Below are 22,681 nucleotides of genomic sequence, written 5' to 3'. Positions count from 1 at the left end.
TTACGGGGTTGACGGCCGACCTGAATTCTCTTAAATGCGCTCCCGAAAATCCGGGATCTGAATCATCAAAATTTCGAATAAAACAAATACTACCGTCCGGAGAACTTTATCTTATAAATAAAAAAAAGCCAAGGATATTTTACGTTAAACTAAACATTATATCGACAGGCGTCCACAACAAATTTCCGGAGGACAGCCGTCCTTCTGCACCGGACGAGGGATAAAACGGCGAAAGCATATTCCAAAAACTCCCTGCCATCTCGTCTTTCGTGGATGGCGCCAGTCCGTAAATTCCTGCCGCGCCAGCAGCGGAAGGTTCCTGCCCGAATGGAAAAGGCGGGAATATAACCCTTGACCATGAAGCCCGCACCCCCTAGAAATGACACATTCATGAGCATGCCTGATTACCGGACATTTTTCCGCCGTTCCGCTTCTTTCCTGCTGGCCGGCTTTCTGGCCGCGGCCCAGGCGCTCGCACAGCAGCCGGAAAACGCGGCTCCCATCCAGGACGCGGTCCAGTCCCAGGAAGCCGCGGCGGGACCGACAACGGAGTCCGCTACGGAAATGGACACTGTCATCCTGGCGCTGTGCCATGAAATCTCCATTCTGCAAAAGAACGTGGAGAAAAGAATAGCCATCCGCGAAAGCCTGGTGACGGAGGCGGATGAAACCTACAGTTTTTTTGACACCAGGGTGTATGAAATGTCCGCCGTGCTTTATGCGCTGGATGACCAGAAGATTTTCACCATGGCCTTTTACTGCAAGGCCGCAACGAGGCTGGTGAAGCTCTACTATGAACGCAGGCCCGATTTCCAGGGGCAGGAAGCAAGAGCGGCAGAGGAAATAGCACGCATCCAGAAACTGATTCAATCCCTGGAAGAAGTCAACACGGACGGCCTGTCGGAAACCTCCCTGGTCCAGCGGGATGAAGCCCTGACCACTTGCCATTCCCTGATGGAAAAACTGGAGAAGGAAAAGGAGCAGCTAGCTTATCTCAAGGAACTGTTCAACAACTTGGAAAATAAGGTCAACGCCCTGAACGCCGAAAGCAACAAATTGTTCAATACGTTGTTCAGCAAGGTATTCTACACACCATCACACATTGCCAGATACATTTTCCTGAAACCCTCCATGATTTACAGGGCATGCATGTCCGCATGGGAATCATCCGCGGACAGCAAGCTCCAGCTCCCTTCCGACCGCGGGACGCTCCAGCATTATGGGATGGTCCTGCTGGGCATGCTCCTGTGCGCCTACCTGCTTTCCCGCGCCATTGTATGGTGGGGTTTTAAAAAGACACTGGAAAAGTCGGGAAACTACGACAAGCGCCACGCATTCACCAATGTCACCACCATCCTGCTGATAGCCGTGCTGCTTATTGTTTCAGAAATGCAGAGCACGGACTACCTTCTGAAAAGCGCGGCTTCTCTGGGAGCCGAATTCCTTCTGCTGTCCAGCGCCATCCTGTTTTCCCTGGTTACGCGCCTGAAATACGGCACCATTAACGCGGGAATACGCATCTACATGCCCTATCTCCTGCTGGGCGGCTTCTTCATGCTGCTGCGCATGTTCATGGCCCCTAACATCGTGGTGAACGTCTCCATGCCCGTCCTGTTTACCCTGGTTTCCCTTTTCTCCCTGCTGACCTGGGTGCGGCAGCGGCACAGGCTGCCCCGTCTGGACCGCTTTTTCGCCACCATTTCCCTGGTCTTCACCATCCTGGGCAGCATCCTGTGCTGGGCGGGTTTCAGCTTCATGGCCTTCCTGGTGCTGATGACCTGGATCATGCTGATGACCAGCATCCTTCTTCTGGTGGGCCTGTGGGACCTGCTGCACCATTATGAAAAACGCCGGAAGGAGCGGAATAAAAAGGAAATCGTCTGGTTCCGCCCCTTCATCTCCAAGCTCGTCCTGCCCTGCCTGGCCATCTTCCTCATCCTGTTCAGCCTGATCTGGCCCGCCGCCACCTTCGACATGGGCGACCTCATCATCAGCAAGATTTACACTACTACGGAAATCAAGGACCTCATCTCCTTCAGCTGGAGCCACGTCATTCTGGTCATCCTGATCGCCATCGTGCTCAACTACCTTATCTTCCTGGGGAAAAACACGCTCCGGGAAATCTACGGGGAAAACTATGAAGTAGGCACCATCCCCACCTTTGTCACGCTCTCCACCCTGTTCCTGTGGGGGCTGTTCGTCTTCACGGCCCTGGTCATCATGAATGCCAACTACAACGGCATCCTGATGGTCATGGGCGGCTTGAGCATGGGGATAGGATTCGCCCTGAAAGACACCATTGAAAACATCATCAGCGGCCTCTCCCTGATGCTGGGGCGCCTGCGGCAGGGGGACATGATTGAATGCGACGGCTACCGGGGGCGCGTCTCCTCCCTGGGGTACCGTTCCACGATGATCGAAACGCTGGACGGCTCCATCATCGCCTTCCAGAACTCCCAGCTTTTCAACAAAAACTTCCGAAACATGACCCGCAACCACAAATTCGAATGCGTGAAGGTGGAGGTGGGCATCTCCTACGGAACGGATGTGGAAAAGGCGCGCGGCATTATTCTGGAAACGCTCGCCTCCCTGCCCTTCCTCTCCAAGATCAAGAAAACCAGCGTGGTGCTGGACAGCTTCGGAGACAGCTCCGTGAACCTGGGCGTATGGGTATGGATTCCCGTCATGACAAAATCCTCCAGCCTTTCCACGGTGCGGGAACGCATCTATAATGCGTTCAACGAGCACGGCATCTCCATCCCCTTCCCCCAGCAGGACCTGTACGTGAAAGAATTCCCCGACAGGCAGCCTGGGGAAGAACCAAACGCTTCCCCACGGGAAGAATAACCTTCCCGCCCCTTCACCATTCCACCATATCAACCAACCATGTCTGACAATCTGACCCTTCTCGGTTCCCAAAGCTCCTTCTTCACCAGCCCGGACGACGCCAAACTGGAATCCTTCCCCAACCGCGGCACCCGCCCCTACACCATCATGCTGGACACGCACGAATTTTCCTCCCTCTGCCCCGTCACCGGCCAGCCGGATTCCTGCCACCTGACGATCACCTACGTTCCGGACGGACACTGTGTGGAAACCAAGTCCCTCAAGTACTACCTGGCTTCCTACCGCAACTATCCAGCCTTCAACGAACAAATCGTCAACCGCATCACGGACGACCTCGTGGCGGCCATCTCCCCCCGCTGGCTGAAGGTGGAGGGCAGATTCTCCCCCCGCGGCGGCATCCAGCTCACCGCCATGGCCGAACACAACCCGGAAAACCGCCCCCTGTAATCTTAAAAACCGCCATGGAAAGAATGGAAACCGCCGTCCTGCTCAGCGGGGGCCTGGACTCCAGCGCGGCCCTGCACTGGGCGCACAAAAACCACCACGTGAAGCTGGCCCTCAGCTTTGACTACGCTTCCAACCACGCCGCGCGGGAACTGGAATGCGCCGCGTGGCAGGCGGCCAGTCTAGGCGTGGAACACCGCATCATCGACATCACCCCCATTGCCGCCCATCTGAAATCCGCCCTTCTTTCCGGCGCGGACAACATTCCGGACGGAAAATACGACACGGAGCTGATGAAACAGACCGTCGTCCCCTTCCGCAACGGCATCTTCCTGTCCATGGCGGCGGGTATTGCGGAAAGCCACGGCGCGCAGCAGCTTGTCATTGCCGCCCATTCCGGGGACCACAGCATCTACCCGGACTGCCGGGAGGAATTCATGGCCGCCATGACGGACGCCATCCGGCTGGGGACTTATGCCGGGCTGGGCATCCTGCGCCCCTTCATCCACACCTCCAAGGGAGGCATCGTCCGGACAGGCCATGAACTGGGCGTGGACTTCTCCAGAACCTATTCCTGCTACAAGGGAGGCCGCATCCACTGCGGCGCCTGCTCCACCTGCCTGGAACGCCGGGAAGCCTTCCGGGAAGCCGGAATCCCGGATCCGACGGTTTACGCGGACCAATAAGCCCGGTCATCAAAAATCAAGGGGCAGAGAGTCCAGAGGAAAATATCCGGACTCCGGCGGTGATGCCTGGTCCGGCGCTCAATCCTTATTCGGCCGTATTTTCCGGCAAAAATTCCCGCAGGGCCTTCCGGACTCTCCGCGCCACTTCCTCCTGTCCGGCGTCCGCATCCACGCGGAGCATCCAGGGTTCGTGAACGGAGGCAAAGACGCTGCGGCAGGCGGTCAGCCCGGCCTCCGTCTCAAAGGCGTCGCGTTCTCCGCGGCTGCCGATGCGCTCCAGGGCTACGGAAACGGGAATATCCAGCCAGACCACGGCATCCGGCACGGGCGCGAATTCTTCATTGGCGGCGCGGATGGCGGCAGGGTCCACTCCGCGGGCGCCCTGGTAGGCCATCATGGAAAGGTAATAGCGGTCCAGCAGCACCCACGCGCCGCGGGCCAGCGCCGGGGCAATCAGCGTCTCCACGTGTTCGCGCCTGTCTTTCAGGAACAGGTCCACTTCCTCCTGCACGGACAGGCGGCCCGTCACGGCGGAATCCCGGAGCATCCGGCCCCATGGGCCGCGCGTGGGTTCAAAACTCTGCACGACTTCCAAGCCCCTGTCTTCCAGATACTTCCTCAAATGGCCGATGTGGGTGGACTTCCCCGTGCCGTCAATGCCTTCAAAGACGATCAGCCTGCCTTTTCTCTGTCCGGTGAAGCTCATGAATCGAACGTATAGCGTTTCCCCGGAACGGGGGCGATGATCTCGGCATCCGGCATGCGGGAAGCCAGCGTGTCGTGCATCCATTCCACGGCGTCCGGGTCCCCGTGCACCAGAATCACCTGTTTGGGATTCAGCTTCACGGCGTAATCCACCAGGGAATCGCGGGTGGCGTGGCCGGAAAAATCAAAGCAGTCAATCGTGCATTTGCGGCGCACCGGCTGCCCGTTCGGCCTCATCTTGACCAGTTCACCGTGCGGTGTCGTCTTCAGTTGGCCCGCGGGGGAATCGGGGTCCGCATACCCTACGAAAAGAATGGCGTTTTTCTCATGGGGAAGCACCTGCTCCGCCATCACGTTGGAGAGCGTCTTCTCCGTCATCATGCCGCTGGAAACCACGTAAATGTTACCGGGAGTGCAGACCAGCGGAGCCTTCCCCTTGCGCGGAAGCGGCACGGTCTGAATCTCCTCCTTGAGCTTGAAATCGTGGTCATGCCGCCGGGTCAGCCCGGAAAAACGGTCATATAATAAAGACACTTTTGCGCTCAGGCCGCCAAAGTACACGGGCGTATTGGCCGGAATCACGCCCTGCTGCTTGAAACGGTGGATGTTGAACAGCATTTCCTGGCTCTTGCCGATGGCGAATACGGGGATCAGAACCGCGCCCCCGCGTTCCAGCGTATCGGCAATGGCCTGCCCGAACCGCACCATTTCCTCAGGCCGGGAATAATGGGCGCTGCGCTGGAAGCCGCCGCGCGTGCATTCCATAATCAGCGTATCTACGCCGGATTCGGGGAAATCCGCTCCCGGAATCATGCTCTGGTTCTCAAACTGCACGTCTCCGGTGTAAAACACCGTATGGCCGGACTCGCTCTCCAGCATGACCCCGGCGGACCCCAGAATGTGGCCGGCATCGTAAAAGGTGGCCAGCAGATTCTGGCGGAAGCCCACGCGGAACACCTCGTTGCAGGACTTGGCGTTCCAGGAGTCGGACAGCCGGTCCAGGTCCGCATGGGTGAAGAAGGGATATTCCACGATGCCCAGGTCCAGCCTTTTGGCGCTCATCACGTTCACGGAATTATGCAGCATCACTTCAGACAGGGCGGCGGCGGCGGGCGTCATGAATACTTCCGCCGCGGGCTGCTTCTCCTGCAGCACGGGCAAGGTGCCCAGATGGTCCAGATGGGAATGGCTCAGGAAAACGGCTTCCACGGAATTGGGTTCCAGAACGTCAAACTGCGGCATGGCCGCCAGTCCCTCCCTCTTCGGGTGCATCCCGCTGTCAAGCACTACCCGGGTGCCGTCCATTTCAAGCAGATAACAATTGGCCCCGATCTCTTCGGCCCCGCTGATATTCGTAAAACTGATCATTATATGCGGCAGGAGAGTAACGGCTCCCCCCGCCCGTGTCAATGCCGCCCTGCCGCCCAGGGTTCACAGAGCCGCCGGAAACGCCCTTTAACGGAAAAATGGAGAAGACAAAGGAAACTTCTTCCCTTTTCCGGGGAGCTCGGAAAAGGCTCCGCCGGGCATGCCGCCGGAAAACGCCTCTTCCTGATTCCTATGCCCGGTTCCCCTTGTCTCAATCTCTCAGCCGGACGACAATATCCCGCAATACGTCGGCGGAAAATGAAACGGGAATTCCCCAGAAACAGACTTCACGCTCTCCCGTAACGATATCCACCACCGTCATCACGTCCACCCCGAACCTGTCCTGCCATCTGCGGAGCGCCTCCTTCATTTGACTTTCCAGAGCCCCGTACTGTTCCACCAATCCCTGGTGCCGTTGAATATATTCAAACTGAACGTCCATCCCCACGCTTGACTCCACCTGTACCCACTGGGCCAGTTCCCCGCAGCAGGAAACCAGTTCCTCATTCAGGGACACGAGTTTTTTCACGTCCGTCATCCGGTCAAGAATGCCGATGTAACGCTCCATTCCATTCATGATCTCTCGGCCGTAATATTCCAAAACAAGGTCGTTCAGACGCGCGACATATTCGGGCTTATCTTCTTGGACCGCATAAGCCCTTTTTCCGGACACCCTCCACTTTCCTGGGTCGGATTCCGCCCCCTTCGGGACGGAAACGGGAATTATCCCCGCACACTTTTTACCTTCCGCGGGAGAAAAATCCGGATGGTCTTCCCCCAGTCCGGCCATGACGGCCTTGTCCAGCTGATGATTGTTCAGCTTCTCCATGCGGACCATCCAGACTCCCTTTTCCAGAGCGCATTCTCCCTGAAACACGGCGGGGACTTTCCCGTCCAGCTCCTTTTTTTCCGGAAAACCGGCCTTTTGCTGTGCCCCGCCGCCGTCATGCCCTGCGTCATGAGCCGGGCATACGGGAAAGAGGGAGAGCGCGCACAACGTAATCAGGGTAAACAAGGTATGTTTCACGCTTCCATTACAGCACACGGACAGTGCGGCATCAAGGCAATTGTTCTGGACGCAGACTGTTGCGTGTGTGATAATTCCATCGTCATACCCCTCATGAAAAACAAGCCTCCCGCCAGGGATGACTCCAGGCGGTCCCTGCCCTGCGCGCCCTCCCGAATGAACTTTCAGGGCGTCTGGACAGCAGGATGCGCCATTGCCGGACTTCTTTCCGGGCGCCGTCTGCATTCCTTCCCGTTATTCCCGGCGGACGGCAATCCTTCCGTTCCGGCAAACATTTTCTTACGCAATCACATGAAAAACAATCTTCCTACTCCTCCCAACGCCCCCCACCAGCAGTTGCTGGTCCGGGCCATCAACTATTTCCGCAGCCGGGAGGGAGAACCGCGGCTTTTCACCAAACGTAAGCTGGTGCTCCTCCTGCTGACGGCGGCCTACGCCTTTTCCCCCATTGACCTGATTCCCGATTTCATTCCCGGAGTGGGCCAGCTGGACGACCTGACCGTCATCGCCTTCGCCTTCCTGGCCATGTTCCTGCCCCCCATCAGGAAGGACGGCTCCCATGAGGACCCGGAACCCTGATTTTCCCGGCAACCCGCCGCGTCCGCTTACCCGGAAACCTCTCTCCATGCCTCCTCCCCCTTCATCCTTTCTCCATTCTCCCCTGGCCATCATCATTGCCAAGGGCGCCATCCTTGCCGGAATACTGGCCGTTCTGTTCTGGGGCATCCGCTCCTGCATCACCGCTCCGGTGGAAAAACCCATGGAAGTGGCCGAAAAATTGATCGAGGCCGGAAAGGAAGTGGGACTGACCCTCATCAACAAGGGATTCTCCTCCGACCACGGCGGCCTGACTCTCATTGTCCAGAATGACAAAAAGGTGGCCAACCTGGTGACGGTGGAACGGACGTTCGAATATGAATACCAATATTCCACCACGTGGTGGTGGAGCAAAAAAACGCTGATCCTGAAAGCCGCCTACCGGGCGCACGGCGGCATTGACCTGGACGGCCCGGAACCGCTCCGGATCATTATTCCCCCGGCGGGAAAAGGCCCCGTCACCGCGGAGGGCCTGCACGGCAAACTGGTCTCCTGCGAGATGATCGAAGGTTCTCTCCGCGTGGTTCGGGATGACGCGGGCCTGTGGAACAAGCTCACCCACCGGGACGCGGCCATTGCCGTCAACCAGCTCAACGAGGCGGCCAGAAAACACATCATGGAAAGCGACTTGAAGCGGCAGGCGGAAGAAAACTTCCTGCGCCGCCTGCAGGAAAGAGCGCAGGATTCCCGGCAAAGCGCGGGAAAAGACGGCTGGTTCTGAGTTCCGGAAAAGGCGCGGACTCCCGGAAGCGCCGTTCTTTTATCTTGCCAAAGCGCGCCGCGTCCTATAAAGGAACGCACGTCATGGCCAACTTAACATTCACCCCTCCCGCAGACGGCGCGGCCGTCACCATGCAGAACGGCAGGCTTTGCGTGCCGGACAGGCCCGTCATTCCCTTCATCATCGGTGACGGAACGGGCCCGGAAATCTGGGCGGCCGCCTCCCGCGTCATTGACGCGGCCGTGAACAAGGCCTACCAGGGAAAACGCTCCATCGCGTGGCATGAAGTTTTCGCCGGACAAAAATCCTTTGACAATCTGGGAACCTGGCTCCCTGAAGAAACGGTGGAGGCGTTCCGCACCTACCTGGTCGGCATCAAGGGCCCCCTCACCACTCCGGTCGGCGGCGGCATCCGCAGCCTGAACGTGACCCTGCGCCAGGACCTGGACCTGTTCGTCTGCCTGCGCCCCGTGCGTTACTTCAACGGCATTGAAACGCCCGTGAAGGCCCCGGAAAAGGTGGATATGGTCGTTTTCCGGGAAAATACGGAAGACATCTACGCCGGAATCGAATTCAAGGAAGGCTCCGAGGACGCCAGGCTGTTCTTTGAAACCATGAGCCGCGTCTTCCCGGACCGCATGAAAAAAGTACGCTTCCCGGAAAGTTCCGGCTTCGGCATCAAGCCCGTGTCACGGGAAGGAACGGAGCGCCTGGTGCGCGCCGCCATCGACTACGCCGTGGAAAACGGCCGGGAAAGCGTCACCCTGGTACACAAGGGCAACATCATGAAATTTACGGAAGGAGGCTTCCGCGACTGGGGCTACGACCTGGCGCGGAGGGAATACGGTGCCCAGCCCATCGGGGACGGCCCCTGGCTCCGCCTTCCCAACGGCATCGTGATCAAGGACTGCATTGCAGACGCCTTCCTTCAGGAAATCCTGCTCCATCCGGAAAATTTCGACGTCGTGGCCACGCTCAACCTGAACGGGGACTACATCTCCGACGCGCTCGCCGCACAGGTGGGCGGCATCGGCATCGCTCCCGGAGGAAACATCAACTACCTCACCGGGCATTCCATCTTTGAAGCCACCCACGGCACGGGCCCCAAACTGGCGGGACTGAACAAGGCCAACCCCAGCTCCGTCATCCTGTCCGCGGAAATGATGCTGCGCTACATGGGCTGGACGGAAGCCGCTGACCTGCTCATTCAGGCCATTGACAAAACCATTTCCGAAAAAACCGTCACTTTCGACCTTGCGGAAATGATTCCCGGCTCCACGGAACTCTCCTGCTCCGCCTTTGGAGACAGGCTGGTGGAAGCTCTGAGCTGAACACAGTTTCATCCATTTCAATAAGGGCCGTTTTTCCACTGGGAAGAACGGCTCTTATTGATGAGTGGACAAGACGTGAAAAAAATGGCATCAAGACAGAATGATTTTCAAAACGGATTCCTATTCCCCGCCCGCTCAGAAAACTTCCCGGGCCAGAAAATGGGTGGCCGCGGGAATTCTGGTGGCTCTGGTTGTTGAGGGCGCCGGCTGGTGGCGGGAATATGAAAGGAGGCCGCGGGACACCCAGATCGCGCGGAGGATTGAAATGTTCCACACCCGGACGGGCGGCACTCACCATTCTCTTGTCGAATCCCTGCGCCGCATCAATACAGGAAATTACCGCGCAGACAGGAATGAACTGAATGCGGCACTGGCAGGCATTCTTGAAGCCTCCCTTCCGGACGATGTCAAAACGCAGGGAATGCTGCTCATATGGGTGCGCCAACAAGGAGCCGACCTTTCATCCTTTCCCGTTTTGAACCGCTCACTTTCCGAGGAACTTCTGGAATGGTGCCTGCAAAACGGAGCCGATCCCAACATGCAGGACAACCAGGGCAATACGGCCCTGCACTACCACCGGAACGAGAAAGAGCTTGCCATTCTCCTGAATGCCGGGGCTAATCCTTCCATCCGGAACAAGGAAGGCCGGACTCCTCTGGAAAACGCCGTTTTACGCGGTGAACCGGAAGAGGTAAAAGCACTGCTTCAGGAAGAGACTGCCGGCAGCTGACTGGGGAATCCTCCATAAGTCCATTCCCCCTTGACGGAATTACTTGCTGGAGCGTATCTCCTCTATCTGTTCCGGCGTGTAGGTTTCCCCTTCCATTCCGCCAAAGTGGCGGCGCAGGAAGGTCAGCAGGTCCGCCAGGTCGCGCGGGTCTGTAACTCCCGGAGGAAGCATGGTGGAGTTCCATTCCTTTCCGGCCACCGTGATCGGCCCCGTCAGCCCTTCGGTAATGATCTTGACTATTTCCACGGCAGGCTTTTCCTTCAGCCATTCCGATCCGGCCAGGGGCGGATACGTCACCTTGTCCCCCATGCCGTCGCTGCCGTGGCAAATGGCGCACTTGGAAAGATAGACGCTCCTTCCCTTTTCCATCACGGCGGCGGCGCGCGCCTTTTTCAGACGTTCCCTGTCCACTACGGGGGGATGGGCGGCATATTCCGGATGGATATGGGACATTCCCGCGGATGAATCCCCCGCGTCCCTTTTCCGTTCAGGCTCCAGCCTTCTGAGGGAGGAGAGGTAGTTCAGCAGATGCCGTCCGCGGGAAGAGGGCGCCAGCTCCCACCCCGGTTCCGTGAGAACGGGAATAGCCCCGGCGGAAGGCGCATTCCCCTGAATCCGGCGGTATTCAAACATGCCCGGCATGGCGGCGCATACGCTCCAGGGAGTTCTGAACTGGGGCTCCCGGGGATTGTAGAGATGCAGGGCCAGCCATTCCTGCGGCTGGGCGGCACGGCGCGTGCTTCTGGAAACGGCATCTTCATATTCCAGCCTGCCTGCCACGTATTCCGCCGCGTTGCTCAAGTCCGGCCCGACGGAGGCCAATCCCATTTGCGGCGCGCCTTCACGGTTGAATTCGGCATCCGCGTCTTCCGGTTCGCTGACGCGGTAGGGAAAATCCGGGTCCGTTCCCCGGTCGATTGCCGTCTGCCAGTCCCTGCCGGACATGGAACGGCGGATCACCTGGGTATGGCACAGCGCGCATCCTTCCGCGGCGTAGATACGGGCGCCTTCCGCATCTTGGACGGGGCGCTTGACCTCCAGGGAGGAAGGAGAAGGCGCATGCAGAAGGGATGCTGCCAGAGCCACGAAAACCACGGCAATGGCGGCTGCCAGAGCCGGAAGCACGCGGAGAGTCCCGGCTTGATCCGGTTTTCCGGCGGAATCCGGCTTCCACATCCACAGGGCTCCCGCCAGGCACAAAAGCATGGCTACGGCATGCACGCAGGCGGACATGCCCACCCAGCCGCTCATCAGTTCCGCACGCTTTGCGTAAGGAAAAGCCGCCACATCCACGGAGGCGGCCACGCCCACCGCGTAAACCAGCAGAACGCCGCCAATTCCCGCCGCCAGCATCCACCAGGCCGGAGAAAGTTTTCCGGTTTCCGGAAGCCGTCCGGCCATCATCAGCACCCCGGCCCCCAGGAACGCCCACAGTTCCGCCTCATGCCAGGAGGAAAGGGAAAACTGCGCCGTTTCCGGCATGCTTCCGGCAAACACGTTCCAGACCTCCGCCAGGGCCAGCAGGGAGCATCCCGTTTTCAGCCATGTCCCGGATTCCGTTCCGGAGGCCATCCACAGATGGAGAGCCGCCAGCACGACAGCCGCGGCGGCGCACCAGGACCACGCCATGCCCGCTTCCGCAAGCGCCCAAGGAACGGGAAAGCCCTGCAAACGGGCCAATCCGCCGATCAGCGGAGCCGCCGCCAGCACAAGGGCCATCCAGACGGACAAGACGCGGAACCACCTGCCGGACGCCAGCCCCAGCCGGAGCGCCCCGGCGCCCAGCGCCGCACAGGCAATCCCCCAGGAAAAGCAGGCTTCCAGAGAGGAGGAATCCAGCAGGCCGTTCATGGAGAGGGCCCGCGTATGCCACAGCACCAGAAGGGCCGCGGCCATGCACCCGGCGGAGGAGCAGAACAGGAGGCGCAGAGGCCACACCAGCGGCCCCGACCACACGGCACAGGCCATTCCGGCCGCAATGAGGGCAAAAACAGGACAGACCCACCAGTCAAAGGGCATCAGCAGCAGCCCGCTGCCGTTTCCGGCCGCAATGGACGCCAAACCCAGGACCAGACAGCCGTGCCAGCACCACGCCGCCAGCCGGGTCCACTTCCCCTCCGTGCCGTTCATGCGGGAGAACAGGACCGGGAGAGCCCATCCATAAACCAGAATTCCGTAAAAGGCGAACATCAGGCGCCCCGCCGGCCACGGCAAAGGTTCTCCGAAGAGAAAGCCGAAGGCATACGTCAGCGACCATGACAGGCCCAGTACGCAGGCCGCCGCCAGCCAGAAGAGCGGCAGGCGCTCTCCCGGATGGAAGCCGGAAGGGGACGGAGCTGGAACGGAATTCTTCATCATGAGCGGGGAAACACGTTGCGGACGCTCAGCGCGCCCAGGATGGAAACGGCGGCAATGCCTCCCATCACGACCAGAAGCAGCAGGAGGGGCGTCCACGTTCCCCACGCATGTAATTCCAGTCCCAGCCGCGGGCAGAATATCCAGCAGGCTTCCAGCAGGGAACCGGCCAGGATGCACGCGCAGACGGAGAGAAGAGCCGAGGGCCTGCGCCGCAGCGCGGGGAACAGAAGAACGAGGAAGGGAACCAGCAACTCCAGAACCAGCGCGGCAGCCAGCACCCCGGACCATCCGGACAAGGCCGCCGTGTAAAAGGTCATTTCTCCGGGAATGGAGGCATACCAGGTAACGAGGTACTGGGAATAGGTGATGTAGGCCTTGATCAGCACCATGGCCGCCAGCATGCCGCCCATGCGGGTCCATGAAAGGGATTTTCCGCCTTCCAGCCTTCTCAGGCAGACGGCGGCCAGCACGGCAAACGCCAGGGAAGAGAGCAGAACCCAGGCAATCATGTACACGGGGAACATGGAGAGCGCCGCGCCGCCCGGACCGGCCAGCACGTCAAATCCCAGCACGCCCAGCGCCATGACCGCCGCAATCATGCTGAAGGCGGCGGCTCCGCGGTAGAGGGAACGCTTCCAGACGGAATCCCCAGCGGTCAGCGTCATCCATATCTGGGCCATGCTCCATGCCAGCACCGCCAGTATTCCCATGCGCACGTACAGCCACGCCGGGTTCCACCAGGAAAGATCGGACCAGTCCATCACGCTGAACGCCCGGACGCCGGGGGATGAAACATCCGCCACACCCCAGTAGCGGGCCGCTTCCGGAAAAATTACCGTCGTCAGGCAGCCGACCGTTCCCGCCAATGTCAGTACGCCGGGAAGGCACCCCCACAATCCGGCGGCCAGCACGCGCCGCAGGGAAATTCCCCATCCGGCCCCCGTCACGCAGGACAGGCAGAGCCAGAACAGGCAGCCCAGGCAGATACCTGTGCCCAGCAGTCCCACGCTCATGCCGGCGGCGGCAAAGGGGCCGCGCATTTCATAAAGTTTCACGCCGAAGGCGGATATGTCGTCCCACGGCATCGCGATATAGGACTGGCGCATCAGCACGCACCAGAGAAGCGCGGACGCCAGCCACAAGGCCAGCGCCAGGGAGCGCCCGGCCCAGCGGAATCCCGCCCTGTCCCTGCGCTCCCGCCCGGTTGATGCTGCATTCCTGTTCATGAGTAATGTCTTTCCTTTAATTTTCCGTTTTTCCTGCGGGGGAGGAGCCGGCCTGCATCTCCCGGACGACGGCCACCAGGCACCAGATTTCCCGCGCGCTCAGCACATGGCCAAAGGCCGGCATGTTGCCCTGCCCCAGGCGGATGCTCCGGAACATCCTGCCGGGGGAATAGGAGGCATACTTTTCATCCCGGAACGAGCCTATCTGCGGGTAGGATTCATAAGCGGCCATGTTTCCCCGGCCGCTTCCGTCCGGCCCGTGGCAGACGGAGCAATGCGCCGCGTACAAGACCCTTCCCTCCGCCAGAACGTCCCGGCTCCGGGAAACGCCGCCCAGTTCCAGCGGCATGGCTTCCTCATCCCCTCCCTGCGTCCGGCCGGAAGAAAAATAGGAATCGTCTCCGGCGAAAACGTCCCGGACGTCCCTGTCCCGCACAGCGTACGCCCCGCCCAGGGACTGGGCCACGGCGCGCGGAGGCAGCAGGCGGACCTTCCTGCCCGCGGGGGTGGAGGTGTCTTCCACGTGTTGCGCGTCCGTCAGCGGGCGCTCGCTCATGTTGTCAAAAATGTGGGGAACGGCTTTCCTGCCCCCGTCGTCATGAACCAAAAACCACCCTGCCGCCAGCACGGCCAGAACGGCAACCACCGCCAGGGCCCTTTTCACGAACGACCTCCTTCCCCGCCAATATATTCGGCAGCCGCGGGATTCAGGAATACGGCCAGCGCAGCGGCGCGTTCTCCATCTTCTTCCAGCAGGATAAAATAGCCGTCTCCGTGCTCATCCGTCCTGAAAAAATCGCAGTCAAACGCCCAGTCGTGCCATTTGGGAAGAAAAGCCCCTTTCAGGAATCCCAGGGCGGTCAGCACTCCGGCGCCCAGCAGGGTTCCTTCAAACAGGGGCGGAACATAGGCGGGCCAGCTTTCCCAGCCCTGCACCCGGCCCTGCGTCACCAGGGGGTCCGCACAGAACTGGGTCCAGTAAATCCACAGGGCCACGGCCAGAAAGCCGCACAGGCCGCCCGCCACCGCCCACAGCCGCACCCCCGCACCCACGGCCCGTCCCGCATGGCGGTTGGCCAGCCGTACGGCGGCGCAGGGATAAGGCGCGCAGACTTCCCAGCGCAGACCTTCCTCCTTCAACAGCTTTTTAACGGCTTCCAGGAGGGATTCCTCGGAAGAGAACGAAAGCACCCAGCCGGATACGATGCGTTTTTTCATGCCCTGCCCTCCCTGTCCAGAGACTGTTGTTCCCGCACGTCACACAGGGAAAAGAAGGGCGTGACGCGTACCAGGATCATGTACAAGGCCGTAAACAGGCCCGCGCTTCCGGCCATCATGGCCAGGTCCGTCAGGCTGGGAAAGTAATCCCCCGCATTGGCCGCCAGCAGGGACGCCTTCAGGGAATCCACCACAATCCAGAACCGCTCCATCCACATGCCGGCAAGCACCCCCAGGGCCACCACGACGATGACGAGCGGATTGGTCCGCAGGGAGCGGAACCAGAATAACTGGGGCAGAACCACGTTCCCGGCAATCATGGCGGCCATGAAAACGGGGCCCACCGGATTCCGTCCCGGGAACAATTCCGGAGCGCCCCCGTTCAGCAGCACGGCCATGTGCTCCCACAGGTACATGGCCCCCATCACCAGGGCCAGGGCCAGCACGAATTTGGAACTCAGATTCAGGATGGCGGGCGTGATCGCCTCCCGCACGCCGCTTCCGGCCATCAGCCGCCGCACCGCCAGCAGAATCAGCTGCACCATCGCCATGCCGCTCAAAATGGCGCCCCCTACGAAATAGGGCGGAAAGATGCTCTGGTGCCAGCCGGGCACCTGGGTCACGGAAAAGTCAAAGCTCACCACGGAATGGACGGAGACCACCAGCGGGGTCAGAATGGCGGCGAACAGCAGGCTGGCCTTCTCATAGGCCCTCCACTGCCGCCCGGTTCCCTGCCAGCCCAGCGCCAGCAGCCCGTAGCGGCGTTTCAAGCGCTCCGTGCAGCAGTCGCGCAGCAGGGCGAAGTCCGGAATCAGGCCGATGTACCAGTACGTCAGGGAAAGCAGGAAATACGTGCTGACGGCCATCACGTCCCACATCAGGGGGGAGGCCATGTCCGGCCAGATGCCGCTTACCTCCGGCAGAGGGCCGGCCATCCAGGCCATCCAGACGCGCCCCACGTGGACCACGGGGAACACAGCGGCGCACACCACCGCGCACAGGGTCATCAGTTCCGCGCCGCGGGCGATAGGACTTCTCCAGGACTGGCGCGTCAGCAGCAACACGGCGGAAATCAGGGTGCCCGCATGCCCCAGCCCTATCCAGAAGACGAAATGCACGATGTCCAGCCCCCACACCACGTTGTTGTTCAGCCCCAGCACGCCCACGCCTTCCGCGGCGATGCGCCAGGAACTCCATCCCACGCCCCAGGCGGCCAGCAGAACGCTGGCGAGAAACACGCACCACCACACCGGCCCCAGCGGCTTGCGCACTTCCGCCAGCATGGCCTTTACGGGAACCCCTGCAGGCAGTGTTGAAGGCGTTGAATCATCCATGGCGGCAATCGTGGAAAGGCTCGCTAAAGATTACTTGCCGCTCCGCCAGCGTCAACCTAAAAGACATGACATTTCCCGTATGCACGCTGCGCGCCAGTGAAAAACATTGATTCCGGAAAAGCATTCATTAGCATGGCCCTTGAAGGAACAAGCCGCGGATTTTCCGGAACACAACGACGAACCAGTATGAAACAAGCCGAATCCAGTCATCACCCCCTTCCCCCTCATGCGGGAAAAGATTCCGAACATATTTGCATCAAACGCAAATACCTCATCTGGTTCCTGCTCGTATCCCCTGTTCTCATCATCTTGTTACTTGTTCTGGAACATCATTTCATTCCCCAAATAACCCATCTGCCTTATCCGACAAGCATTTCCGAATTTGCCAACCAGTTTATCCTGGCCAGCACGCTGTTCACGGGGCTGGCTTTTTCCGGCCTGGTCATCACCATTCTGCTTCAATATACGCAATGCAAGCAATTGTCGGAGCAGCAATACCTCATGAACAGGCAAATGTTTGAGAATTCCTTCTACAACCAATTGCATCATCTACACAATCTGGCCAATAATACCCAAATCACTTTTTACAGGAATTGCCGGTCTCCCCACCTGGAAACAGGACATGAAGCATTCTCCCATCTGTTCGATGTCGTTCAGTCCGTCGGCCTGAAGCTGCAAAACTGTAAAAAACTTTCCCTCTCCGAGGAAAATACCATCCGCCAGGCGGATGCCTCCATTTCCCCGTTTTTAAGATCGTTCTTTTCTTTCGCCCACATGCTCCTTGGAAATGCTGATTTTTCCGGCGAAGAAAGAGAACATTACGTTTCCCTGTTATCCGACAGCCTTTCCTTTAAAGAAGCTTATATCCTGGGAATATACGGACGGACCTACCAATTCAATTACGCAGAAAAAAAGATCAGCGAAGTTTTAACGTACATGAACCGGCGCCGCCTGTGGCAAAAGGATGTCATTCAAGATGTCTTTGGCTCCCAAAGCATTTTCTCCATATTCAAAGCCGTCGTCAACCGGGACAACAAGGACCTCCCGGAAGAATAGACGGCCATTTGCATCCATCTGAAACGCGACCCGCCCTTCCCAAATTCTTTTTTCATGGAAATGCCATTTTCATCATCCGGAGCCCTCATCAAGCATCCTTCCGCCGGCCTGCTGCTGGGTGAAGGACCGTTCCGGGAATCGGCCGTTCCTCCCGAATCCGGAGCCGCCTTTTACGTTAATACGTTCAGGCTGGACGATCCCCTGCCCTGGAAAATACCGGCGGCCCTGCATTCCCTCCCCGAGCCGGAGGGCGAACTGCCCCCCGCGCCGGAAATCCGCTGGGAGGCACCGTCCCCGGACGCCTATGCTCAGGTGTTCACGGAAATAATGGAGCAGATCGCCTCCGGCCGCCTGGTCAAGAGCGTCCCCGCCACACCCCAGTTCGGGGAGCTTCAGCCGCCGCACGTTCCACAGGAACTCATCCGCAGGGCCTTCGGAAGCTCTCCCTTTCATTATCCCTATGCCTGGTGGACGGAGAAGGAAGGCTTCTGCGGAGCGTCTCCGGAAACCCTGTTCCACCAGCAGGGCCGCCGTCTCACCACAATGGCCCTGGCCGGAACGGCGCGTCCGGAGGATGAAGGCGTGTTCATCAACGACGACAAGGAAATCCGGGAACATGAAATCGTGGCCGGGAGCATTCTCTCCCGCCTGTCCCCCTGCGGCAGCGTCAGCCGCACGCCCCGCCGGGTGCTGAATCTCGGCACGCTGATCCACTTCGTCACCTACCTGACGCTTGAAGCGGACCGCCCCCTGCCGCCCGACCACTGGATTCGCCTGCTGCATCCCACGCCCGCGCTGGGTTCCCAGCCGCGCACGGAAGAGACGCTCGCCCAACTGGACGACTGGCGTTCCCGCCTGCGCTGCCCGCCCCATTTCGGCGCGCCCTTCGGACTGCTGCTGGACAGGGATTTTTTCTGCCTGGTAGGCATCCGCTCCATGTACTGGCAGGGCCGCAGGCTGGCCCTGTGCACGGGAGGGGGTGTGGTGGCTTCCTCCACCCTCACGCACGAATGGCGGGAACTGAAGCTGAAAAGGGAGACGGTCAGGCACAGCTTCCACCTGCCTTGAAGCCTGTTCCCTCCTTCCTGATTATGCGGAAAACGGGTTTTCCCGGTCCCAAGTGACGGAAAGACGGTCAAATTTGCCCTCCACGGGGATTCTCCATACCCTGCCGTCCCTCCTGACGGAACCGCAGGGGATGCCGTCCATGGCCGCCGCGACGGAAACCGCATCCGACAGGCCGTGCAGGACCACTTCCACGGCTTCATGGAAGGCGCAGGGGTCCCCCTGGCAGGTCCATGACAATTCCAGGGAAGAAGGGCCGCCCCGGAAAAGGAATTCGTGCTCGGCACATTCCCCGTGCCTGTAGCCGTAACCGTCTCCGGCATCCTCGTACAACCGGGATTCCACTTCCCCGGACGGAGCCCACCAGACGTCCAGCGACAGCGGAGGCCGCGGTATTTCCCCCACATACTGCTGGACGGGCCAGCGCGGCACCACCGCCCCGCCGCGGACATACACGGGCAGGAAATCCAGCGGGCATTTCACCCACACGTCCCTCCCGGTTTCCTTCATCAGGCTGTCGTCATGGTAGGAATACCAGATGCCCTCCGGAATGTAGAGAAAACGTCCGCCTTCCTGCGGTTCATGGATGGGGATGACGTACAGATGGTCCCCGAAAAAGAATTCGGCGCCGCGCCAGTAGGTGTCCATATTCTCGAAACACTGGAGAGCCAGAGAGCGCAGCACGGGCATGCCCGTTTCCGCATAACGGCGGAACTGGGTATAAATATAGGGAAGAAGGCGGTAGCGCCCTTCTATGGCGGCCTTCACGTATCCGGCCGCTTCCAGCCCGAACATCCAGGGTTCCTGGCCCCCGAATTCCCCGGAGGAATGGTTGCGGAACAGGCCGTGGAAAGCCGCCATCTGCATCCAGCGGCAGAACAGTTCCGGCGTGGGATGGCCCAGAAAGCCCCCTGCGTCTGACCCAGCAAAGGAGATGCCGGAAGCGGCAAGACGCTGGCACTGGAAGTTGGCCAGTTTCAAATGCTCCCAGTTGGAGCGGTTGTCCCCCGTCCAGGTGGCGGAAAAACGCTGCAATCCTGCAAATCCGGACCTGGAGAGCAGAAAGGGCCTTCTTCCGGGGGCATGGCGCTTCATCGCCTCCAGGGAGGCTTCCGCCATGCACTGTCCGTAAATATTGTGGGCTTTTTCATGGGAGCAGGGCATTCCGTCATATTCGTGCCGGGTATCCATCGGGAACGTGCGGTCCGGGAAAATGACCGGCTCGTTCATGTCGTTCCACAGACCGCGGACGCCGATTTCCTCAATGTCCTTCCTGTACAGTTCCGCCCACCAGTCTCGCACGGCGGGGGAAGTGAAGTCCGGAAAGTTGCACAGTCCCGGCCAGACTTCCTCCGACAGCAGGTTGCCCTCCGAACGTCGGCAGAAGTAGTTGCGTTCCATGCCCTCCCTCCACACCGGATGTTCCGGGTTGATCCTGACGCCGGGGTTCACGATCAGCACCGTCTTGATTCCCTGCTCTTTCAGCGTGCCGACCATGCCTGCGGGATGCGGAAAATTCTGCAAATCCCACGTGAACCCCTCTTTGTTCCTCATGTAGTGCTGGTCCAGATGCACGGCATCGCAGGGAATGCCCAGGTCCCGGAAACGCTCCACCAGGTTGAACACGGCCTTGTCCGGGTAATAGCTCCATTTGGACTGGTGGTAGCCCAGGGCCCACAGCGGAGGGAGTTCCGGCGTGCCGGTAAGGCGCGTGTAGGCGGCCACAATATCCAGGGGACGGCGGTCGTAGATGAAGTAATAATTCATCAGCCCTCCGAAGGAGCCAAAGGAAAGAACCGTTTCATCAGTCGCGCCGAAGTCGAAGTAGGAGCGGCATGTATTGTCGAACAGCAGCCCGTACGCCCTCCCTTCCCTGAGGCTGAGAAAAAAGGGGATGCTCTTGTACAGGGGATCGGACTCCTCGTGAAAATCGTAATGGTCCGCTCCCCACATGGAGAAATACTTGCCCCTCAGGTTCAGGGCGCACGGCTTGTCCCCAAGGCCGAAGAAGTGCTCCGTCTCCTGAAGGCGCTTCCTGATCCATACGCGGCAATCCCCGGTCCAGTCCTTGGATTCCCGGCCGAATCCGCTTTCATCCGTGAGCAACGGCTCATCCGTAACAATATCATAAAAATCCACTTTCTGCTCCTCCGTCCGGATGCGAATCCGCAGCAGGCGCGTTTCAATGACATGAATTCCCGGTTCGTCATATTCCCGGATTTCCGCGCCAGGCGCCACGTATTCCGGACTGACGGCATAACTCGGCTCATCCTCAGCCACCGCTCCGGGAAAATAAGCCACCCTTACGAGGCCCTCTTCCGCAATCCACACGCTGAGAGTTATTTTGGAAATGACATTTCCATACTCCCTCCTGATCACAGAGCCGCGGACAAGGGGCAGTTTCCGTTTTTCAGTGTTGTGGAAGGCGGCGCACATGGAAACAAAAGAAAGGAAAATAAGGAAACGCTCTGCCCATGCTAATCAATTCCATGACGAACGCAAGATTGAACTAAACCACCCTTTTTCTTTTCATTAATAGAACAAAATTACTAATTATTACTCTAGACCGGACATGAAAAATTTGATTTTATGGTTGTGGTGTATAACACGCCGTACCACTGCATTCTTCCCGACACCGACAACCCACATTAACCAATGAGTAATATCAAAGTTCTTACATTAGGGTGGGAGTTTCCACCACTGGTCAACGGAGGCCTGGGTATCGCCTGCCTGGGTCTTTCCAAGGCACTGGCAAAAAAGGTGGATTTAAGGGTGATTGTTCCCAAGGCCGATCCTTCCGTCCACACTGACGGATTTCAGCTCACGGGTCTCAACAATGTCTCCTACCGGGAAGTGGAGCAAGTGGACCGCAAGTATTCCTATGAAAGTTTCGCCATGGTGGAGCACGCTCCCATTGAACTGGACCCCTACACCACGGTGGAAGGGGAGTCCGGCATGATCCAGTTCACCCAGGAAGGGCGCATCTCCTTCTCCAGAACCCATGAGGCGGATCTCCAGCTTTTCAAAAACAAGGAAGACCTCTATGCCGGGGACCTGGCGCTGAAGGTCATTCAATTTTCCAAAATCGCGGCCAAAATCGCCATGCAGCAGGAATTCGACGTCATCCATGCCCACGACTGGATGACCTACCTGGCCGGCGTGGAAGTAAAGAAGGCCACGGGCAAGCCCCTGGTGGTGCATCTCCATGCCTCCCAATTCGACCGCGCCGGAGCGGACGCCCGCGGCTGGATTTACGACATTGAAAAATTCGGCATGGAACAGGCGGACGCCGTCATTCCGGTCAGCAAGTACACGGGCACCGTCGCCAGCGGCCATTATGCCATTGATCCGCATAAAATCTTTCCCATCCACAACGGGGCGGACCCGGTCCAGGTCTTCAAGGGCAAGAAGAAATTCCCGGAAAAACTCGTGCTTTTCCTGGGACGCCTCACCGCCCAGAAGGGGCCGGGCTTCTTCCTTCAGATCGCCGCCAAGGTGCTGGAGCAAACGGACGACGTGCGCTTCGTCATGGCCGGCACGGGGGAAAAGCTGCGCCAGTTGATCGAATCCGGCGCCTTCAAGGGCGTGGGGGACAAATTCCACTTCACCGGCTTCCTGAACAAGGACAAGGTGAACGACCTGCTCTCCATCACGGATATTTACTGCATGCCCTCCGTATCGGAACCCTTCGGCCTCTCCGCGCTGGAAGCGGCCCAGTTCAACATTCCCGCGGTCATCTCCAAGCAGTCCGGCGTGGCAGAAGTCATGAAAGGCGCGCTGAAGGCGGATTTCTGGGACGTCAACAAGATGGCGGAACACATCGTGAACCTCTGCACGGACGAAGAGCTGTACCGCAAGGTGGTGGAACAAAGCACGGAGGACATCAAGGCCTCCACCTGGGATTCCGCAGCAGACAAGGTCATCAGGGTTTATGAGCATGTGCTGAACCGCTAGCCGGCAAAAAACAT

General features: G+C 59.3%; 18 protein-coding genes and 1 pseudogene. 10 read left to right on the top strand and 9 right to left on the bottom strand.

Translation table 11 applies throughout. The annotated features are described in order from the left end of the window. Positions 1-390: 390 nt before the first annotated feature. Genes V3C20_RS11545 through queC form a run of 3 tightly spaced genes read left to right on the top strand, consistent with a single transcriptional unit; the run spans position 391 to position 3,977 of the window. On the top strand, positions 391-2,847 hold the full coding sequence (locus V3C20_RS11545) for a mechanosensitive ion channel family protein (RefSeq protein WP_161981270.1): 2,457 nt from the start codon (positions 391-393) through the stop codon (positions 2,845-2,847). 39 nt (positions 2,848-2,886) lie between these two features. After that, positions 2,887-3,294, top strand: coding sequence for a preQ(1) synthase (queF, locus tag V3C20_RS11540; protein WP_130082805.1), 408 nt, complete (start codon positions 2,887-2,889; stop codon positions 3,292-3,294). A 14-nt stretch (positions 3,295-3,308) separates the two neighbouring features. Continuing rightward, on the top strand, positions 3,309-3,977 hold the full coding sequence (queC, locus tag V3C20_RS11535; RefSeq protein WP_130082807.1) for a 7-cyano-7-deazaguanine synthase QueC: 669 nt from the start codon (positions 3,309-3,311) through the stop codon (positions 3,975-3,977). Between the two features lie 85 nt (positions 3,978-4,062). Here queC and tmk read toward each other — a convergent pair whose 3' ends face one another. The 3 genes from tmk to V3C20_RS11520 all read right to left on the bottom strand — a co-directional run bounded on the left by tmk (position 4,063) and on the right by V3C20_RS11520 (position 7,077). After that, positions 4,063-4,683 (bottom strand): dTMP kinase, encoded by a 621-nt coding sequence (gene tmk, locus V3C20_RS11530; RefSeq protein WP_130082809.1) that lies wholly within the window; start codon positions 4,681-4,683, stop codon positions 4,063-4,065. After that, positions 4,680-6,050, bottom strand: coding sequence for an MBL fold metallo-hydrolase (locus V3C20_RS11525; RefSeq protein WP_130082811.1), 1,371 nt, complete (start codon positions 6,048-6,050; stop codon positions 4,680-4,682). Before V3C20_RS11525 ends, tmk begins: the two co-directional genes overlap by 4 nt. 211 nt (positions 6,051-6,261) lie before the next feature. Continuing rightward, positions 6,262-7,077, bottom strand: a complete 816-nt coding sequence (locus V3C20_RS11520; RefSeq protein WP_130082813.1) for a hypothetical protein — start codon at positions 7,075-7,077, stop codon at positions 6,262-6,264. A 408-nt stretch (positions 7,078-7,485) separates the two neighbouring features. Between V3C20_RS11520 and V3C20_RS11515 the strand changes: the two are divergent. The 4 genes and pseudogenes from V3C20_RS11515 to V3C20_RS11500 all read left to right on the top strand — a co-directional run. After that, a pseudogene (locus V3C20_RS11515) lies at positions 7,486-7,584 on the top strand (DUF1232 domain-containing protein); the annotation flags it as partial. A 118-nt stretch (positions 7,585-7,702) separates the two neighbouring features. Then, entirely contained in the window at positions 7,703-8,395 is a 693-nt protein-coding gene (locus tag V3C20_RS11510) for a DUF4230 domain-containing protein (RefSeq protein WP_161981661.1), read from the top strand. Positions 8,396-8,478: 83 nt separating this feature from the next. Further along, on the top strand, positions 8,479-9,726 hold the full coding sequence (icd, locus tag V3C20_RS11505) for an NADP-dependent isocitrate dehydrogenase (protein WP_130082819.1): 1,248 nt from the start codon (positions 8,479-8,481) through the stop codon (positions 9,724-9,726). A 100-nt stretch (positions 9,727-9,826) separates the two neighbouring features. Beyond that, positions 9,827-10,456: an ankyrin repeat domain-containing protein gene (locus V3C20_RS11500; protein ID WP_130082820.1), complete on the top strand. Its 630-nt coding sequence runs from the start codon at positions 9,827-9,829 to the stop codon at positions 10,454-10,456. Positions 10,457-10,495: 39 nt separating this feature from the next. Here V3C20_RS11500 and V3C20_RS11495 read toward each other — a convergent pair whose 3' ends face one another. The 5 genes from V3C20_RS11495 to nrfD are packed head-to-tail and all read right to left on the bottom strand — an operon-like array spanning position 10,496 to position 16,592. After that, the gene (locus V3C20_RS11495; protein WP_161981271.1) at positions 10,496-12,814 is read right to left on the bottom strand and encodes a c-type cytochrome; all 2,319 of its coding nucleotides are present in this window, start codon (positions 12,812-12,814) and stop codon (positions 10,496-10,498) included. Then, on the bottom strand, positions 12,811-14,040 hold the full coding sequence (locus V3C20_RS11490) for a hypothetical protein (RefSeq protein WP_161981272.1): 1,230 nt from the start codon (positions 14,038-14,040) through the stop codon (positions 12,811-12,813). The genes V3C20_RS11495 and V3C20_RS11490 overlap by 4 nt, the downstream gene beginning before the upstream one ends. A 16-nt stretch (positions 14,041-14,056) precedes the next feature. Further along, complete coding sequence (locus tag V3C20_RS11485; protein ID WP_130082824.1) at positions 14,057-14,704, bottom strand: cytochrome c; 648 nt, start codon at positions 14,702-14,704, stop codon at positions 14,057-14,059. Further along, positions 14,701-15,258 (bottom strand): quinol:electron acceptor oxidoreductase subunit ActD, encoded by a 558-nt coding sequence (locus tag V3C20_RS11480; protein WP_130082826.1) that lies wholly within the window; start codon positions 15,256-15,258, stop codon positions 14,701-14,703. The genes V3C20_RS11485 and V3C20_RS11480 overlap by 4 nt, the downstream gene beginning before the upstream one ends. Then, positions 15,255-16,592: an NrfD/PsrC family molybdoenzyme membrane anchor subunit gene (gene nrfD / locus V3C20_RS11475; protein WP_130082828.1), complete on the bottom strand. Its 1,338-nt coding sequence runs from the start codon at positions 16,590-16,592 to the stop codon at positions 15,255-15,257. Before nrfD ends, V3C20_RS11480 begins: the two co-directional genes overlap by 4 nt. A gap of 186 nt (positions 16,593-16,778) precedes the next feature. Here nrfD and V3C20_RS11470 point away from each other — a divergent pair, with 186 nt between their 5' ends. Continuing rightward, entirely contained in the window at positions 16,779-17,648 is an 870-nt protein-coding gene (locus tag V3C20_RS11470) for a hypothetical protein (RefSeq protein ID WP_130082830.1), read from the top strand. A 54-nt stretch (positions 17,649-17,702) separates the two neighbouring features. Further along, the gene (locus tag V3C20_RS11465) at positions 17,703-18,716 is read left to right on the top strand and encodes a chorismate-binding protein (RefSeq protein ID WP_130082832.1); all 1,014 of its coding nucleotides are present in this window, start codon (positions 17,703-17,705) and stop codon (positions 18,714-18,716) included. Positions 18,717-18,737: 21 nt separating this feature from the next. On the opposite strand, the gene V3C20_RS11460 is transcribed toward V3C20_RS11465, so the two are convergent. Continuing rightward, positions 18,738-21,149 carry a TIM-barrel domain-containing protein gene (locus V3C20_RS11460; RefSeq protein WP_130082834.1) on the bottom strand — a complete coding sequence of 804 codons (2,412 nt, stop codon included), beginning with the start codon at positions 21,147-21,149 and terminating at the stop codon, positions 18,738-18,740. A gap of 219 nt (positions 21,150-21,368) precedes the next feature. Between V3C20_RS11460 and V3C20_RS11455 the strand changes: the two genes are divergently transcribed. After that, complete coding sequence (locus tag V3C20_RS11455; protein ID WP_130082836.1) at positions 21,369-22,667, top strand: glycosyltransferase; 1,299 nt, start codon at positions 21,369-21,371, stop codon at positions 22,665-22,667. The last annotated feature ends 14 nt before the right edge of the window (positions 22,668-22,681 follow it).

Source organism: Akkermansia sp. RCC_12PD (assembly GCF_036417355.1).
GTDB lineage: Bacteria > Verrucomicrobiota > Verrucomicrobiia > Verrucomicrobiales > Akkermansiaceae > Akkermansia.
The sequence above is the reverse complement of the archived record's forward strand: the minus strand, read 5'-3'. Positions and strand labels throughout refer to the sequence as shown.

Bases quoted from the DNA above. Each gene is read 5' to 3' on its own strand.
- V3C20_RS11490 (WP_161981272.1), bottom strand. From the start codon at position 14,040: ATGAACAGGAATGCAGCATCAACCGGGCGGGAGCGCAGGGACAGGGCG.
- V3C20_RS11465 (WP_130082832.1), top strand. From the start codon at position 17,703: ATGGAAATGCCATTTTCATCATCCGGAGCCCTCATCAAGCATCCTTCC.
- V3C20_RS11470 (WP_130082830.1), top strand. From the start codon at position 16,779: ATGAAACAAGCCGAATCCAGTCATCACCCCCTTCCCCCTCATGCGGGA.
- V3C20_RS11455 (WP_130082836.1), top strand. From the start codon at position 21,369: ATGAGTAATATCAAAGTTCTTACATTAGGGTGGGAGTTTCCACCACTG.
- V3C20_RS11525 (WP_130082811.1), bottom strand. From the start codon at position 6,050: ATGATCAGTTTTACGAATATCAGCGGGGCCGAAGAGATCGGGGCCAAT.
- V3C20_RS11500 (WP_130082820.1), top strand. From the start codon at position 9,827: ATGATTTTCAAAACGGATTCCTATTCCCCGCCCGCTCAGAAAACTTCC.
- tmk (WP_130082809.1), bottom strand. From the start codon at position 4,683: ATGAGCTTCACCGGACAGAGAAAAGGCAGGCTGATCGTCTTTGAAGGC.
- V3C20_RS11510 (WP_161981661.1), top strand. From the start codon at position 7,703: ATGCCTCCTCCCCCTTCATCCTTTCTCCATTCTCCCCTGGCCATCATC.
- queC (WP_130082807.1), top strand. From the start codon at position 3,309: ATGGAAAGAATGGAAACCGCCGTCCTGCTCAGCGGGGGCCTGGACTCC.
- V3C20_RS11495 (WP_161981271.1), bottom strand. From the start codon at position 12,814: ATGATGAAGAATTCCGTTCCAGCTCCGTCCCCTTCCGGCTTCCATCCG.
- nrfD (WP_130082828.1), bottom strand. From the start codon at position 16,592: ATGGATGATTCAACGCCTTCAACACTGCCTGCAGGGGTTCCCGTAAAG.
- queF (WP_130082805.1), top strand. From the start codon at position 2,887: ATGTCTGACAATCTGACCCTTCTCGGTTCCCAAAGCTCCTTCTTCACC.
- V3C20_RS11545 (WP_161981270.1), top strand. From the start codon at position 391: ATGAGCATGCCTGATTACCGGACATTTTTCCGCCGTTCCGCTTCTTTC.
- V3C20_RS11460 (WP_130082834.1), bottom strand. From the start codon at position 21,149: ATGTGCGCCGCCTTCCACAACACTGAAAAACGGAAACTGCCCCTTGTC.
- icd (WP_130082819.1), top strand. From the start codon at position 8,479: ATGGCCAACTTAACATTCACCCCTCCCGCAGACGGCGCGGCCGTCACC.
- V3C20_RS11480 (WP_130082826.1), bottom strand. From the start codon at position 15,258: ATGAAAAAACGCATCGTATCCGGCTGGGTGCTTTCGTTCTCTTCCGAG.